Below are 14,767 nucleotides of genomic sequence, written 5' to 3' on the forward strand. Positions count from 1 at the left end.
CTCGAGGAGCCGTGGGAAAACGTGGTACGGGCGAACGCGGGGTCAGAACCTCCGAATCGAGACGAACGCGGGGTCAGAACAGCCCGACGCGGAAGATCACGAATCCGGCGAGCACCACGCTCGGGACGAACACCAGCGCGAAGACTCCCCTGTGCCACTGGAGGACGGATTTCCCGTCGAGCGGGCCGAACGGAATCATGTTGAACGCCGCGAGAAAGAGGTTGATCCAGACCCCCATCTGGCCGACGATCCCGAGTATTCCGGGAAAGATCATCAGCGGGAGAAAGAGGAGCGCGAGGAGGAGGTTCGTGACCGGTCCCGCGAGGGCGATCAACCCGTTTTCGCGCTGCGTGATCCGGCCGCGGTGGTAGACGGCTCCCGGCGCGGCGAAGAGAAAGCCGACGAGGGCGCCCATCACCGCCAGAAAGAGCATCTGATAGTCCGCTCGAAACTCCGCGAGCTGGCCGTGTTCGATCGCGACGACTTTGTGCGCGAGTTCGTGCAGGAGGAACGCCACTCCGACGGTGACGAAACTCAGTCCGACCATGATCGCGAACGACCCGAGACTGGCCCGCCCCGTGTGGACCGGGGCCAGTATCAACGCGAACGCGACGCTGAGTGTGACCCATGCTACCGCGAGGTCGCGCAGTTCCCTGTCGCTGAACGTCAGTTCGCGACCGCCACTCAGTTCGGTGCGATGGCTCATCAGAGGAGCCCCCGAATCAACTCGAGGCTGTTCTGTGCCCCTTGCAGGAGCTGTCCCATCAGGGCGTCGACGCCGCCGATTTCGGGTGCCAGCCACGGAAGAACCACGAACGGGAACAGCGCCGTCGCGATCATGCTTCCGATATTCGTCAGCGCGACGATCATGATCAGCCGAAACAGCGGGACGGCGAACATCGCCTGTATGGCATCGCCGAGCGGCCGCTCGGTGTCGTCGACGATCTCGTTCAACGTCTGGATGTCGCGGACGTTGACCGGTCGGTATTTGAGTTCGACGTAGCCGGCGAACCAGCCCGGGGCGAGCAGCGGGTTGATGCTCGTCAACCAGGCCACCGCCCCACCGACGCCCGCGCTGGCCCAGCGCGCGCCGGCCAGGCGCGCCAGCGTGAACGCGAAGATGCCGTTGAACAGGAACCAGGCGACGAATAGCTTCAGCAGAAACGCGTTCCTGACTCCCGCCATGATCAACAGGAAGAAAAAGGCGAGGAAACCGACCATGATCAGGTAGCCGATGATTTTCGCCGGTGAGAAGCGACTGCTCGAGGCAGTGCCGGACAGCGACTCGAGGGACGGAATGTCCCCCGGATTCCGTAGATGCCGCTCGATGCCGGCTCTGTGTCCGGCTCCGACGACGGCGAGGACGTCGTAGCCCTGTTCCCGGAGTTCGTTGAGGTTGTGTGCGATGTAGGCGTCGCGCTCGTCGATCAGCGCGTTCGCACCGCGCGGGCTGAACTGGCGAAACTCCTCCATCATGGCGCTGACGACGTCGCCGTCCGTGAGCTCCTCGATGTCGATCTCGTCGATCTCCTCGACGTCGCCGCCGAACGCGCCGAGGACGAGCCCGAGCACGGCGCCGACGCTGACGCCGACGCCGAGGCCGGCGAGCGTCCCGGCAGTCCCGCGAATCGCGTAGGTGCCCGCGTTCTCGAGGGTCGCCGCAGAGAACGGTCCCACGAACGTCCCGGTCGCGACCAGTGTGAGGCCGCCGACGGTGCCGAGGAGGACGCCTGCGAGGATGCGCATCGAGAACCCGGAGAGGTACCCGTCGGCGTACCCCCCGGTCGACTCGAGAGACGGGAGGAACACGAGGCCGACCACGGCGCCGACGAGGGCGCCGACCGCGCCGCTACCGACGTATCGTAACGTTGCGGGGCCGACGGAGCCGACCAACAGGAGGTCACCGAAACCGAACAGCGGGGCGAGAAACACGGCCACGAGGAGGCCGAGGACCATCCCACCGATCGCGCCGAAGGTGAGCCCGATCGTCCGGGGATCGGTGATACCGAGCGCGAGCCCGCCGATCATTTTCAGTTTCTCGGTGAACGAAAGCCGGCTCCAGAACCGCTGGATCGTCACCTGAATGTCGCGGTCGACCAGGGCGACGCCGCACCCCGTTTCTTCGGCGGCTTCGATGCCGGCGCGCATGTCCGCACCGGGCTCGATATCGAACTGCTCGCCCAGCCGCGACTGTACGTACGACAGCATCCAGTAGGCGAGAAACTGAAAGACGGTGTTGCCCGAGAGGAGATCCTCCGCTTCGATGTCGTCCGGGGTTCCGCCTTGCATCTGGCGGTAGCGTCCTTCGTCGAGTTCGACGGCGACGATATCCGGTTGCTCGCGCTCGACCGTGTCCCGAACTTCGTTCACGCTCGCTTGCGAGACGTGTGCCGTCCCCAGCACTTCGACAGAGCCGCGGTCGCGATCGGGGGGCGCTGGTGGCTCCGGCACGTCGGCCTCGCCTGCATCGCTCATTACTGCCCTCAACTCGGCGGCGACTTTTACCAGTGTCGGACCGCGAGTGGTGAGGCCTCGGCCGGGGAGCGCCACGATGGTGATCGAACACGCTGATCCCCTTTCCGCGGCAACGACGGCACGTCTCCGGCCAACGATGGTGCTCGTGTGCTTCCGTGCGTCGGTGGTGATCGCCCGCTTCTTTTCGACCGGTACGACGGCAAGTCTAATGGCCGGCGTCGGCAGGGGGAGTCGGTGCCCGACCTCGTGGAGACGGTGATGAGAAACGGGAGACGGTACGGCCGAACCGCGCGAACACGCTCGACGCGGCCCACGGCGGGTACGTGAATGAAGTGGATGGACGAGGTCGAGGCGATGGCCGCCACGCGGTTTGCAGGGGCGACCTGCGTCACCGCTCGCGTCGACCGGACGAACTTCGACCGATCTCGGTTGGAGAGACATTCCGGACCTGGCCAACTGGGCCGGAAGCGCCGGTGCCACCACGTGGCTCGTCACACCCGACAGGACGACGAATCCGGCTGCCACCGCGAATCGACGCTGGAATTCGTTCTCGCTGCGTCGAGTGCCACACGGATCGAATCGGTGATTCGGAGACCGAAGCGGTGCTCACTCCGTCTCGATATCCGTCGATCCGGGAGCGTGGCCCCTGACGTCTTCGATGGCTCCTTCGACCGTTCCGCGTGTTTCGGCGACCGTCGCGCCGACCAGTCCCCCGATCGCCCCACCAGTGCTCGCGGCGTTTCGACTGATCAGTCCCCCGATCGCCGCGCCGATGGCCGCGCCCATCGCAGCGTACCGTGCACGGAGCAACATCTGTTTGATTCGTTCTTTCATGTATCGTCACTCGTGACAGTGGCGGATAAATATGACTCTCGAGTACAGTCGATGAGAGACGAATCGAACGGAGAAGCGACGCTCACTGGACGAACGGTCACCGGGGCAGGCTGGAGGACGGTCACCGGGCGGGATCGACGAACGGTCGCCGACCGATCAGAGAAGCGTCTCGACCGCTGCCAGGGATTCGAGAACGTGGTCGGGTTCGACGTCGCTGGATGCGAGGGCCGTGCGATCCGAGACGCCGGTGAGGACGAGGGCCGTCTCCATGCCGGCTCGGTTTCCGAGCGCGATATCGGTATCGAGACGGTCGCCGACGACGAGAGTCTTCCCGGGATCGGTCTCCAGCCTATCCATCGCTGCCGCCGCCGCGACCGCGGACGGTTTGCCGAGGATCGCGTCCGGTTCCCGGCCCGCGACGGCCTCCATGGCGGCGAGGATCGCACCGGAGCCGGGAATCTCTCCCTCGTCGATCGGAATCGTCGCGTCGGGATCGGTGCCGTAGAAGGGGACGTCACCCTCGAGCGCCCGCAAGGCCTCCCAGAGCGTTCCGAACGAGAAGTTTTTGTCGAACGACCCGAGGACGACCTCGGCCGCGTCTGGGTCGGCCGTCACCTCGACGGCAGCGTCTTCGAGGATCGCCTCGAGTCGCTCCCCGCCGACCAGAAAGACTCGCTCCCCGCCGTGGGTCGCTGCGAGGTAGTCGGCGGAAACGGTCGCTGATGTGAGGACGGTGGTCGGCTCGACGTCGATCCCGTGGGGCGCGAGTTTCTCGCGGTAGTGGTCGCTTCCGCGCGTCGGATTGTTCGAGAAGAGCAAGCGCGAACAACCCGCCGCCTCGAGCGCCTGCAGGGCGTCTGTTGCGCCCGGGAGCAACGCTTCGCCCCGGACGATCGTCCCGTCGACGTCGAGGATCACCGCCTCGTAGTCAGTCATCGGAAGACTGTACGGCGGGCCGGCGATTGAGTGTTGGGATCGGCGTCGGGCCCGCCGGTGACCCGTGTATCCTCCCCCGGGAAAACTCCATACGGCTGTCGACCGTAGGGTGTGATATGACGCTCGACGTCGAGATTCCCGATCCGCCGGCGCTCCGCGGGCCGCAGGACCCCGGCGATTACGATGCCGTTTCAGAACCCGATGCGCGAACAGGCGACGACGCTCGACGGCAGGAATTGGCGGGCTTTCTGGACGGCGGCGCCTGGGAGGACGCCTTCGACGATTGGGCCGCGGACACGTACATGACCGAAGCGGAGTTTCGAGCCGTCCGCGAGCTCGGCCTCCTGGACGAACTCGACTTTTACTGGAACCCGTCGGCGGACGACGTCGGTTACCTCGTCCCGACGGTTCCCGACGACCGGCTGGAAGGTCGCGACGACATCGACGCCGACGATCTCGAGGAGGAATTAGACGCCCTCGCCCGAACGGTCAGCGAAGTGCTGGAAACCGACTACATCCACCGCGACGGCGAGGAGTTCGGCTTCACCTGGGAATAGCGGGCGGGCGGCGGCGGACGGCCGGCGCTCGCCGTCGGTGGCCGCCGCGAGGTGGGAATTCTTATCCGCCGACCCGACTTACGACCGGCCATGACACTCGAGGTCGAACCGCCGGAGCCGCCGGAACTGGAGTTCGTCGATCCGAACGAATACGAGGACGCGACCATCAGCGCGGACGGGACCGAAGAGATCGACTACCGCCGCGAGGAACTGCAGGCGTTTCTCGAGGAGGGCGCCTGGGCGGAAGCGTTCGACGAGTGGCGCATCGACACCGATCTCGGGGAGCGCGAGTACGGGATCGCCCGTGATCTGAATCTCTTCGCGGGGTTCGATTTCTTCTGGGACGATTTCGCCGACCGCGTCGGCTACCACGCGCCGGGTATCCCGGAGGACTGGCAGGCTCGAGAGTACCACCCCGAACTCGACACCTGGGGGACGGTCTCCTCGATCAACGCCGAACTGACCGAGTTCGGCCAGATCGTCTCGGTCACGCTCAAGGAGGAGTACGTCGACTGGGAGGCCGAGTACGAACCGCCGGAGGACCTGCCCGATTTCGACTGATCTGCGCGTGGGCGCCTCGGCGCGTCGGTTCGTGTCTCGAGTCGATGTCCGTCGTCCTCATCCGGCCCATTCGCCCGCGAGATCTCCGGCGATGTTCTCTCGCCAGTGATCGAATCCGTCCTTGCAGTCGGTATTGTCGTGGATGTGATCGATGAACCCGGCGCCCGGCGACTCCAGTTCGTCGCCGCAGAACGGACAGGTAACCGGGTCGATCCAGTCTGTCGTCGTGTTCGCAGCCATCGGTGGCCGAGTCTATCAGGATCTATCATATAAGTCCCGCCCGTTAGGATTTATTACAATTAATATGCCATATAATGGCAACAGAGGGCGGTCAAATGCACGGGAGTGTCGACCGTCCGTCTCGCGGGAGTGAAACCGCCGATCGGTAGATACTCGGGGGTCCGGTTTCGAGTCTGCGCGAGAACGTATGTCGGTTCGACGATCGGCCGGACGGTTCGCCGAGTACGACGCGCTCGTCTTGACGGCCGCGATCTGGTTTCTCGCGAAGTTTCTCCGGTACGCCTTTCCGCCGCTGTTCGATTCGTTTCAGTCGAGCTACGGCGTTTCGGATGCCGTCCTCGGAACCGCCTTCTCGGGACTCCTGCTCTGTTATGCGGTCATGCAATTTCCATCGGGCGTCCTCGCGGATCGGCTCGGGACGGTGACCGTCATCGCGGCCGGTGCCGTCGTCGGAGCCGCCGCGTCGGTCGCGCTTTCGATCGATTCTCCGTTTATCGTCCTCGTCGGCGCGATGCTCGTTATCGGGACCGGGACCGGCGCGCACAAGACGGCCGCCGTTCGCCTCCTCGCTCGAGCCTATCCCGAGCGGACGGGGCGGGCCCTCGGATTTCTGGACACGTTCGGGGCCTTCAGCGGCGTCGTCGCCCCCGCGGCCGTCGTCGGCGTCGCGTCGCTGGCCGTCGGGCCGGTCGCGAGTTGGCGGTTGCTCTTTCTGGTCTCGGGCCTGGTCGGACTGGTTCTCGCGGTGACGTTCGTGGTTCGGGTTCCCCGACGGCTCCCGGACGAAACCACCGGAACGGAATCGAACTCGAGCGATCGCGGGACCGGGATCGCACGGTACGCCTCGCTCTTTCGTGACTGGCGATTCTCGGCGTTCGCTCTGTTGACGGTTCTGTTTTCGTTCATGTACAACGGGCTGGTCGCGTTTGCGCCGCGGTATCTCACGGTCGAGGCGGGTCTCACGCCGGCGACCGCGAGCGTCCTCTATAGCGGCCTCTTCCTCGCGAGTCTGGTCCAGTTGGTGACCGGCAACTTGAGCGACCGGGTGGGACGGCTTCCGATTATCGTCGCGACGCTCGGACTGGCTTCGGTCGCACTGGTCGCGTTCGTGTCGGTCACCGAGACGGGGAATTCGATCCTGCTCGGCGGGCTGTTCGTCGCCGTCGGTATCGGCTCGCACGGCTTTCGGCCCGTCAGAAGCGCCTATCTGATGTCCGCGATTCCGGACGATGTGGCCGCCGGCGGGCTCGGCGCCGTCAGAACGCTGTTGATGGGCGCCGGCGCAATCGCACCCGCGATCGTCGGTACTCTCTCCGAAACCGCGGGCTTCAGGGTCGCGTTCTGGCTCCTCGCGGCGACCGTCGTCTGTGCCACGGGACTCGGTTGCCTGCTCCTGGTTTTCGGACACCGGGCGTGACTGGCTCACCCGTCGAGGTCCACCGTGGGGCCCCGCGCAACCGAAACCCCCGCTGATTTCCTCTCGCATCACGCGAACCCGGTTCATCGGATAGGACCGGCTAGACTGAACCCGAACTGCAATCCCGCGAGCGCGGCGACGAGTGCTAGCTCTCCCACTGACACGAGTGGTCGCAACACCGTCACTCGCCGCCCTCGACCATCGGTGAACTCCACCACGAAAAGAGTTAATGCAGTCATTGTGGAGTGATAACATATGACTATTGAGGCGCGACGCGAGTACGAGTGCGTGCAGTGTGGCCGGCGGGAGACGGTCACAGACGCACTCGTAAGCATCTGCGAGCAGTGCGGGGGTGAGATGCGGAACGTCGAGTTGGTTCGCGGGTAAACGACCCTGTCCTGCTCCCTCGGCGCTACGCGCCTCGGTCCACGAGCGGAGCGTGGGACCGGAGGTCCCTCTCGACTCGAGGCCGATGGCTCCACCTCGGATTACGCTGAACGGACTCGGACGAACGCCCCGACAGCTTCCGTATCCGTGTGTCAGGGGCCGTCGCAGTACATTCGGCCGCGGTTCGTGAGCCACACCGAGAATCGAATCAGCGTGCGATGAGCACTGCGACGCCGATCAAAACGAGGCCGACGACTGCTGCGCCGGCCCCGACCGTTTGGCCGCCGGTAAGCGCAACGACGCCGCCAGCGACGATACCCGCCCCACCACCGCCGGCGACGACTGCGGACGGGAGCGGCGGCGACGCCATCGCCTCGGCCCGAACGGCCTCGAGTTCCGTTCTGAATCCGTCGATCGCTTCGCTCTGGGTCTCCCACCGTTCGATTTCGTCGAGGCGCACGTTCGTCGACTCGACCCGTTGGTCGAGCCTCGAGAGGCCGTTCGCGGTCCTCGTCACCCGCTCGCCGAGTTCGTCCACGGTGGCATCGATCGTCCGAACTTCGTCGAGCGCCTGAACTGCCGACTCGTCCGGACCGTCGGCTTCGGCCAGACGGTCGTATTCCGCTCGAAGTGATTCGAAGCGGTCGTTCATCGTCGTAACGTCCACTTCGACGGCAGAAACGTCGTCCTCGACGGCCGAAACGTCGCTCTTGACGCCAGAGACATCGTCCTCGACGGCCACAACGGCATCTTCGAGAGACGCAATCGTGTCCTCGAGCGCCGTCGTGATGGCTTCCGATGCGACGTCGTCGGTTTCCTCGACGGCCGCCTCGACCGCCTCGAGGTCCGCCGTGATGTTGTCGACGTCGTCACACACCGATGCGACCGTCTCGTCGGTTTCTGCGAGGGATTCGCGTACCTCCTCCAGGTCGTCGTCCGCAACTGCTTCGCGGTCGAGTCGTTCGACGGTCGATTCGAGCGCCTCGAGGTCAGCCTCGACCGCGTCGGTCGCTGGGAAAACCCGTGTCTCGAGGTCGGTGACCGAGTCCTCAATTCGCTGCTCGAGACTCGCTTCGAGCGACTGAAGGTCCGAATCGAGGGCTTCCAGGTCCCCGCCGACCGTCTCGAGGGTGTCCGCGAGTTCGTCGACCCTCTCCGCGCTGGCCGTTCGCGACTCGGCGCCCGCCAGCTGTGCTTCGACGTCGTCGAGTTGCGTTGCAGTATCGCTCACCGTCTCCTGGACGTCTTCGACAGCAGTCTCGAGGTCGACCAGATCACCCGCTATGGCATCGATCCGGTCGGCACTCACGGCCTCCGTCTCGAGGTCCCCGATCGCGTCCCGAGCGGTTTCGAGACGCGTTTCGAGCGATTCGGTACGGTCGTCCAGTGCCTCGCGAACGGCGTCGACGTCGTCTGTGACGGCACCGATTTCCTCGTCGACGGCGTCGATTTCCGCACCGATCGCGGCGGATTCCTCCTCGATCGTCGATTCGACCGCGTCGACCCGCTCGTCGGTCCGTTCCGTCTCCGTTTCGAGCCGTTCCGCGAGACCGTCGCTCCGGGTGGCGAGCTCCTCGAGCCGGCCGGTGAACCCGTCGATTCGCGTCCCGGTTCGATCGACGACTCCCTCGAGGTCTTCGAGTCCGTTCGTGAGCCGTGTGACGGTTTCGTCGACCGCTTCGAGCGCCGTTTCGGTCGCGGCGGCCGATTCGAGTTCCTCGACCGCCGCCGACAGCGTCGCGAGATCGTCGTCGAGCGCGTCCGTTCGGTCGGAGATAGCCGCAACGTCAGCGGCTAGCTCGTCGAGCCGGTCCGCCAGATCCCCTCGTCCCTCGGCTGCAACCGTCTCGACGTCCTCGAGTTCCGCGTCGATATCGTCGACGTCCGCTTCCAGTTCCGAGAGCGAGTCCGACAGCGCCGCGAGGTCGTCGTCGATCGTTTCGACGTCGTCGGTGCTCGCGTGGGTCTCGCTTTCGGCTTCGAGGTCGGCCAGTTCGTCCGCGAACGTCTCGAGTCTGTCGTCCAGTTGGTCGTCGATCGCCTCCGTCCGCTCTTCGACGTACTCGAGGTCCGAGAAGAGGCTCTCGAGGTCGTCGTGGACCGACTGGATCTCGTCGTCGCGGTTCGCGAGGCGGTCGAACAGTTGATCGATCGCATCGTCCGTTCGATCGGCGGCCATCGCGTCGGCCGACGGATCGGTGAACTCGAATTCGGTCCCCGTGCCCGTGCTCCCGTCCCCCGCCGCGCTCGAGTCCATCTCCGCCGTGTGGGTTTCGCCGACGGCCGCCGACCAGGAATCCGCCTCGGAGGCGTCGACGTCGTCCCTGGCGGCCGCGAGCGCGCCTCTGGCGGCGCTCTCGGCGGGGACGTCCGCGAGTCTGACCCCTCGTACCGAAAACGGGAGGTTGGCCGCATCGAACCGGCCACCGAAGAGAAACTCGATTCCTTCGACTGCTCCCTCGCCGGCGACCGTGAGCGGGACTGACAGCCCCTGCTGGACGTCTCTCTCGTCGGCCTCGCCTCGGATGGCCTCGATCAGGTCGGCTATCAGCGCATCGTAGGCCGCTGCGAGGCCGCTCTCGATACCGCCCACCGCGGCCTCGGGATCGAGCGTGAAGCCCTCGAGTACCCCGGCGATCTGTGCGGCTTCGTGGCCGGTTTCGCTCGCCGTCCGCTCGATGATCCACTCGCGTCCCGTTCCGATCGAGACGGCTAGCGCCGGCACGCCGTAGTACGCCAGCGTGGCGCTCGTCGTCTGGGCCTCGAGACAGACGCCGAGACCGGTGTAATTGTCGGCGACGAACTGATCGTAAATGACGGCGAAGCCCTTGCTAATCGGCGTCGCGTCCAGCCCGCGATTTGCCACGACGGACTCGATCACCTCGCGGCACGCGCTGGTCGACTCCGACCCGGGCGTCGTATAACAGAGTCGTCCGTCGGTCGACTCACCCAGTACCTCGTCGACGAGAATCTTCAGTGCGGCCGTGGCGGGGGCGTCCGTCGCCGTCTCGAGACGGCCGTTCGCAAACAGCAACTGGGGGTCCTCGCCGACTGCATCGGCGGCGGCTCGAGCGACCGTCCCGACGGCGTACGTCGTTCCGTTCGCTCGAACGGTGGCGTCGTCCTCGGAGAGCCCACCCTCCTCGAGGGCATCGTCGGCCGCGTGAACGATCGGTGGGACCGACTGGATCGTTCGACCGTCGGCCGTTTCGGTGGCGGCCCGGACCGATCCCGGTCCGATGTCGAGACCGTAGTTCATGCTCACCGCAAGTCGAACCACCCTATTGGAAGTTCCCACCCGAAGTACCAGATGTGAAAATTAGCCCCGTTCTCCCAGGCCGGGGTCGACTCCTGCGACGAGAATTATCTCATATCTGAATACTAGTGATGGTACACCACACGTGCTATTCGACGAAACGGTGAAATCGGCTATAGATGTCCGTTAGACGACTTGCCCCGCCATATGGTGGTGAGCAACTGGGTAGTCCATGGCACACACAGAGAGGAATCCTCACGTTTATTTATCAGGATGATGGTGGATTAGGTGTATGTCTGAAACCGGGACGGAGACCCGTCCGCTGGTCCGACAGCTTCCCGATCCATCGGCAGCGACGAACGTTCGCTACAATCCGTCGCTCGAGGAACTGCGCGAACTCGCCGCTCCCGACGAGACGACGACCGAGTTCGGGTCGGCGTCGTACGTCAGCGAGTTCCGCTCTCGGAGCGCCGACCGGACGAAAAACGCCGTCGACGACGACTTTACTGCTCGCGATCACGCCCTGGTCGAGGAGGCGATCGACCGCACCGCCAGCACCGAGTTGCTCTGCATCGACCGACTCATGGGCCGACACCCGGATGCAACGTTCTGTTGCCGGCTGTTCGTTCCGGTAGAGTACGCACGTATCGCGTACGCGTGGGCGGGCCTCTTCGAACCGGCCGACGGGCAGGACCCCGATCTCTACACCGTCCAGTTGCCCGACTTCGACGAGACCGCGATTCGAGTCCTCCCCGATACCGGCTTCACCGCCGTGCTGGGCAGCGACTACACCGGCGAGGCCAAGAAGTCGTTCCTCCGTCTGTTCATGTATCGAATCAAACAACAGGGCGGCCTCGGGCTCCACGCCGGCAGCAAACGCGTCCGCGTCCGGACCGACGAGGGTGACGTCCGGACCGTCGGCCAGGTGTTCATGGGGCTCTCCGCGACCGGTAAATCGACCCTGACTTCCCACGGCTGCTGGCTCGAGGACTCGGAGGACGCCGCCATGCTTCAGGACGACGTCTGTGGGCTCCTCCCGGACGGCTCCGTCGCCGGAAGCGAGGGCGAGGGACTGTACATCAAGACGATCGGCCTCGACGAGGACGAGCAGCCGGAACTCTACGAGGCCGCGACGGACGAGTCGGCGATCCTCGAGAACGTCGCCGTCGACGACGACGGGACCGTCCACTTCGACGAGGACCGACACACCGCGAACTCCCGGGCGATCGTCCGGCGCGACGAACTCGAGAGCGCGGACGAGGAGATCGACCTCGGTCGAATCGATCAGGTCTTTTTCATCACGCGCAATCCGCTGATGCCGCCGGTCGCCAGACTCGACGAGGAGCAGGCCGCCGCCGCTTTCATGCTCGGCGAATCGATCGAGACCAGCGCGGGCGATCCGGAGCGAGCCGGCGAGTCGATCCGCGTCGTCGGCACGAACCCCTTCATCGTGGGTCCCGAAGGCGAGGAAGGGAACATCTTTCACGAACTCGTCGACATCCTCGACGTCGACTGTTACGTCATCAACACTGGCTATCTCGGCGAGGGTGCCGTCGACATCGGCGTGACCGAGTCAGTCGCCATCCTTACCGAGGCTGCCCGCGGGACCATCGAGTGGACCGACGACGACCGGATGGATCTGACGATCCCCGAGACCGTCCCCGGAATCGATATCGCGGACTACTACGTTCCGGATCACGTCGACGAGTACGACGAGGCGCTCGCGAAGTTGCGGGCCGAGCGCCGCGAGTACCTGGCCCGGTTTGACGATCTCCGCGAGGAGATCAGAACTGCCGTCTACTGATCGGACGCTGGACCGTCGGTTCTGTTCTATTTCTCCTGGGACGTCGTCGCCGCGGTGGCGATCGAACGGCGTCGTGGATTCGAACGGACGACGACGCCACCTTCGAACCGGACCGTTGACGCCGCAATTCCGGACCGAATCCGCCCTTCACGGGACGGGACAGTAATCGTAGCACACGAATACCGTTATATGCGTCGAGTTCCCACGGTTGGGTAATGAGCGCACAGGTACGAAAACCGACCGCCCGGCGGTGCGAGCAGTGCGGACGAGGCGAAGTCTGGGACGATGACCTCGAGGCGTGGCAACTCGCCCGCGAAGACGGCGTCAAACAGGTCGGCAATCCACATTGCATTCACGAATGGGACATCAACGGCACGTTCAATCCGGTCGATAACACCGACAGCTGACACCGTCTTCACCGACTGGCCTTCGGCCGTCGCGGCTGAAACAGTCAGTCGTCCGCCTGCAGTTGCTCCGCTGCCGGATCCGAGACGGCCGCGTGGACCGTGACGGTGTCCTTTTTTCTCCCTCGAGCGCAGGCACCGCTATGCCGACAGTGTACATCACGGCAGCACCCGACGCCGCCGACGAAATCGCCGAGACGTTGGTCGCGGAGCGACTCGCCGCGTGCGTCGACCGCCTCTCGGCGACGGCGACGTTCACCGCGAGCAGGAAGCCCTGTTGCTCGCCAAAACGACGGACGAGGCGTACGAGGACCAGGTCGCGCGCGTCACGGAGGTTCACCCCCACGAGGTACCCTGTCTCGAGCGATTCGACGAGAGTGACGTCCTCGAGTCGTTCGCGGAGTGGCGCACGGAGTGCGTCGAATAAGCGAACGGATACTCGGAGAGCGCCACGTCAGACGGTCACAGACGGGGTCTGCCCGAAAAAGCAACCCTTAAAACTCGCGCACGGGTTGTGGTGGATATGGCTGGAACCATCGAAGTGCTCGTTCCGGGTGGCCAGGCCAATCCCGGCCCACCGCTCGGTCCCGAGCTCGGACCGACGCCCGTCGACGTGCAGGCTGTCGTACAGGAGATCAACGATCGGACCGCGGCATTCGACGGAACGGAAGTCCCCGTCACCGTCGACTACGAGGACGACGGGTCCTTCGAGATCGACGTCGGTGTCCCGCCGACGGCCGCACTCGTCAAAGACGAGGCCGGTTTCGAAACCGGCAGCGGCGAACCGCAGAAGGATTTCGTCGCGGACCTCTCCGTCGAACAGGTGAAGAAAATCGCCGAGCAAAAACACCCCGACCTGCTCGCGTACGACACGAAAAACGCCGCAAAGGAGGTCGTCGGTACCTGCGCCTCGATGGGAGTCACCATCGAGGGCAACGACGCTCGAGAGTTCAAAGAACTGGTCGACAACGGCGAGTACGACGACGTGCTCGCGGCCGAAGCGGAAGCGTAATCGCCGTCCGCGACCGTTCGGTACGCGATCGATGCGGCTATTTTGGGTTTGCTGGCAACGACCCGAGCGGCCAGCCCGAACGTCTGACACGATCAGTGCGTGACCGTTCTCGCGAACGATGTCGCGAAATCGAGTCGTGAGACTCGGGCACAATAGTCAGGGATTAAATATATCGGCTCGACAGAAATATCAACTAGTTAGCGTCGATCAGATTTTATTCGCGGGCGGAACGGTTCTGTCCTCCGGTCGCGCCGCGCCGAAGCCGCCGAACAGAACGCGTATACTCGCACCGAGACCGAGCGCGCCGGTGAAACTGATCAGGGCGACCGTTGCCGGAAATGCCGTCCCGGCGAGACCGCAGAGGAGTGCGCTGACGAAGACGCCCACAAACAGGCCGTCGGTACTGAACCGCGAAGCGACGGTCCGGCCGACCGCGGTGAATCCGACCGCGACAGCGATCGGGAGGACCGCGACGCCGAGGACGACCAGCGGAATCGCGAAGAAAATCCCGACGCTCGTGTCCACGAGGATGATCCCCGTTCCGGTGAGACCGGCGACGACGAGCAGGCTCGGCAACCCGACGCAGATGGAAATTATAGGGCTCCGTCGTGACTTTGCCACCGAACGCGTGCCGACGCCCTGGAGCAATCCGAGGACGACCGCGGCGAGGAGTATCGTTCCCACAAACTGAACGCCCGCCCGCACGAGCGAGTCGAGCGATCGGTACGCCTCGATACTGCCGCCGTGTCCCGACACGGCGGCGAGCGAATCGAGTGTCGGCCCACTGACGATAGTATATAAATCTACTGGCCCCATGAACGCGTGGTACACCGTCACGAATTATAGACACTCTGGTCACGCTGATAGTCGTGTGAGACGGACGA

Annotated in this window: 14 protein-coding genes and 1 pseudogene; 8 read left to right on the forward strand and 7 right to left on the reverse strand. The window is 64.8% G+C overall.

Features of this window, described 5'->3' with window-relative positions:
• Nucleotides 1-73: 73 nt before the first annotated feature.
• The 4 genes from NJT13_RS17535 to NJT13_RS17555 form a co-directional block, all read right to left on the reverse strand.
• The gene (locus tag NJT13_RS17535; RefSeq protein ID WP_254523036.1) at nucleotides 74-706 is read right to left on the reverse strand and encodes a zinc metalloprotease; all 633 of its coding nucleotides are present in this window, start codon (nucleotides 704-706) and stop codon (nucleotides 74-76) included.
• Nucleotides 706-2,475 carry a TraB/GumN family protein gene (locus NJT13_RS17540; protein ID WP_254523037.1) on the reverse strand — a complete coding sequence of 590 codons (1,770 nt, stop codon included), beginning with the start codon at nucleotides 2,473-2,475 and terminating at the stop codon, nucleotides 706-708. Before NJT13_RS17540 ends, NJT13_RS17535 begins: the two co-directional genes overlap by 1 nt.
• 606 nt (nucleotides 2,476-3,081) lie before the next feature.
• A complete protein-coding gene (locus tag NJT13_RS17550; protein WP_254523038.1) occupies nucleotides 3,082-3,309 on the reverse strand; it encodes a hypothetical protein in 228 nt (75 codons plus the stop codon).
• Nucleotides 3,310-3,465: 156 nt separating this feature from the next.
• Nucleotides 3,466-4,245: an HAD-IIA family hydrolase gene (locus NJT13_RS17555; protein ID WP_254523040.1), complete on the reverse strand. Its 780-nt coding sequence runs from the start codon at nucleotides 4,243-4,245 to the stop codon at nucleotides 3,466-3,468.
• A 116-nt stretch (nucleotides 4,246-4,361) separates the two neighbouring features.
• Here NJT13_RS17555 and NJT13_RS17560 point away from each other — a divergent pair, with 116 nt between their 5' ends.
• Both NJT13_RS17560 and NJT13_RS17565 read left to right on the forward strand, forming a co-directional pair.
• The gene (locus NJT13_RS17560; protein ID WP_254523041.1) at nucleotides 4,362-4,802 is read left to right on the forward strand and encodes a DUF7992 family protein; all 441 of its coding nucleotides are present in this window, start codon (nucleotides 4,362-4,364) and stop codon (nucleotides 4,800-4,802) included.
• Nucleotides 4,803-4,892: 90 nt separating this feature from the next.
• On the forward strand, nucleotides 4,893-5,363 hold the full coding sequence (locus NJT13_RS17565) for a DUF7992 family protein (RefSeq protein ID WP_254523042.1): 471 nt from the start codon (nucleotides 4,893-4,895) through the stop codon (nucleotides 5,361-5,363).
• 57 nt (nucleotides 5,364-5,420) lie between these two features.
• Here NJT13_RS17565 and NJT13_RS17570 read toward each other — a convergent pair whose 3' ends face one another.
• A complete protein-coding gene (locus NJT13_RS17570) occupies nucleotides 5,421-5,603 on the reverse strand; it encodes a DUF7501 family protein (protein ID WP_254523043.1) in 183 nt (60 codons plus the stop codon).
• A 187-nt stretch (nucleotides 5,604-5,790) separates the two neighbouring features.
• Between NJT13_RS17570 and NJT13_RS17575 the strand changes: the two genes are divergently transcribed.
• Nucleotides 5,791-7,020 (forward strand): MFS transporter, encoded by a 1,230-nt coding sequence (locus tag NJT13_RS17575; protein WP_254523044.1) that lies wholly within the window; start codon nucleotides 5,791-5,793, stop codon nucleotides 7,018-7,020.
• Nucleotides 7,021-7,275: 255 nt separating this feature from the next.
• Nucleotides 7,276-7,407 carry a rubrerythrin-like domain-containing protein gene (locus NJT13_RS17580; RefSeq protein WP_254523045.1) on the forward strand — a complete coding sequence of 44 codons (132 nt, stop codon included), beginning with the start codon at nucleotides 7,276-7,278 and terminating at the stop codon, nucleotides 7,405-7,407.
• A gap of 208 nt (nucleotides 7,408-7,615) precedes the next feature.
• Here NJT13_RS17580 and NJT13_RS17585 read toward each other — a convergent pair whose 3' ends face one another.
• A complete protein-coding gene (locus NJT13_RS17585; protein WP_254523047.1) occupies nucleotides 7,616-10,666 on the reverse strand; it encodes a disk-shape morphogenesis protein volactin in 3,051 nt (1,016 codons plus the stop codon).
• Nucleotides 10,667-10,955: 289 nt separating this feature from the next.
• Here NJT13_RS17585 and NJT13_RS17590 point away from each other — a divergent pair, with 289 nt between their 5' ends.
• From NJT13_RS17590 to NJT13_RS17605, 4 genes and pseudogenes are all read left to right on the forward strand, one after another.
• The gene (locus NJT13_RS17590; RefSeq protein ID WP_254523048.1) at nucleotides 10,956-12,467 is read left to right on the forward strand and encodes a phosphoenolpyruvate carboxykinase (ATP); all 1,512 of its coding nucleotides are present in this window, start codon (nucleotides 10,956-10,958) and stop codon (nucleotides 12,465-12,467) included.
• A gap of 215 nt (nucleotides 12,468-12,682) precedes the next feature.
• On the forward strand, nucleotides 12,683-12,874 hold the full coding sequence (locus NJT13_RS17595; RefSeq protein WP_254523051.1) for an HEWD family protein: 192 nt from the start codon (nucleotides 12,683-12,685) through the stop codon (nucleotides 12,872-12,874).
• Between the two features lie 140 nt (nucleotides 12,875-13,014).
• A pseudogene (gene cutA, locus NJT13_RS17600) lies at nucleotides 13,015-13,298 on the forward strand (divalent-cation tolerance protein CutA).
• Between the two features lie 96 nt (nucleotides 13,299-13,394).
• On the forward strand, nucleotides 13,395-13,883 hold the full coding sequence (locus tag NJT13_RS17605; protein WP_254523052.1) for a 50S ribosomal protein L11: 489 nt from the start codon (nucleotides 13,395-13,397) through the stop codon (nucleotides 13,881-13,883).
• 207 nt (nucleotides 13,884-14,090) lie between these two features.
• On the opposite strand, the gene NJT13_RS17610 is transcribed toward NJT13_RS17605, so the two are convergent.
• Nucleotides 14,091-14,699 carry a hypothetical protein gene (locus tag NJT13_RS17610; protein WP_254525482.1) on the reverse strand — a complete coding sequence of 203 codons (609 nt, stop codon included), beginning with the start codon at nucleotides 14,697-14,699 and terminating at the stop codon, nucleotides 14,091-14,093.
• Nucleotides 14,700-14,767 lie beyond the last annotated feature (68 nt).

The organism is Natrinema caseinilyticum, from assembly GCF_024227435.1.
Taxonomy (GTDB): domain Archaea; phylum Halobacteriota; class Halobacteria; order Halobacteriales; family Natrialbaceae; genus Natrinema; species Natrinema caseinilyticum.

What these genes read in the sequence shown, in the direction of transcription:
- NJT13_RS17535 (WP_254523036.1), bottom strand. Translation starts at nt 706, where the DNA reads ATGAGCCATCGCACCGAACTGAGTGGCGGTCGCGAACTGACGTTCAGC.
- NJT13_RS17540 (WP_254523037.1), bottom strand. Translation starts at nt 2,475, where the DNA reads ATGAGCGATGCAGGCGAGGCCGACGTGCCGGAGCCACCAGCGCCCCCC.
- NJT13_RS17550 (WP_254523038.1), bottom strand. Translation starts at nt 3,309, where the DNA reads ATGAAAGAACGAATCAAACAGATGTTGCTCCGTGCACGGTACGCTGCG.
- NJT13_RS17555 (WP_254523040.1), bottom strand. Translation starts at nt 4,245, where the DNA reads ATGACTGACTACGAGGCGGTGATCCTCGACGTCGACGGGACGATCGTC.
- NJT13_RS17560 (WP_254523041.1), top strand. Translation starts at nt 4,362, where the DNA reads ATGACGCTCGACGTCGAGATTCCCGATCCGCCGGCGCTCCGCGGGCCG.
- NJT13_RS17565 (WP_254523042.1), top strand. Translation starts at nt 4,893, where the DNA reads ATGACACTCGAGGTCGAACCGCCGGAGCCGCCGGAACTGGAGTTCGTC.
- NJT13_RS17570 (WP_254523043.1), bottom strand. Translation starts at nt 5,603, where the DNA reads ATGGCTGCGAACACGACGACAGACTGGATCGACCCGGTTACCTGTCCG.
- NJT13_RS17575 (WP_254523044.1), top strand. Translation starts at nt 5,791, where the DNA reads ATGTCGGTTCGACGATCGGCCGGACGGTTCGCCGAGTACGACGCGCTC.
- NJT13_RS17580 (WP_254523045.1), top strand. Translation starts at nt 7,276, where the DNA reads ATGACTATTGAGGCGCGACGCGAGTACGAGTGCGTGCAGTGTGGCCGG.
- NJT13_RS17585 (WP_254523047.1), bottom strand. Translation starts at nt 10,666, where the DNA reads ATGAACTACGGTCTCGACATCGGACCGGGATCGGTCCGGGCCGCCACC.
- NJT13_RS17590 (WP_254523048.1), top strand. Translation starts at nt 10,956, where the DNA reads ATGTCTGAAACCGGGACGGAGACCCGTCCGCTGGTCCGACAGCTTCCC.
- NJT13_RS17595 (WP_254523051.1), top strand. Translation starts at nt 12,683, where the DNA reads ATGAGCGCACAGGTACGAAAACCGACCGCCCGGCGGTGCGAGCAGTGC.
- NJT13_RS17605 (WP_254523052.1), top strand. Translation starts at nt 13,395, where the DNA reads ATGGCTGGAACCATCGAAGTGCTCGTTCCGGGTGGCCAGGCCAATCCC.
- NJT13_RS17610 (WP_254525482.1), bottom strand. Translation starts at nt 14,699, where the DNA reads ATGGGGCCAGTAGATTTATATACTATCGTCAGTGGGCCGACACTCGAT.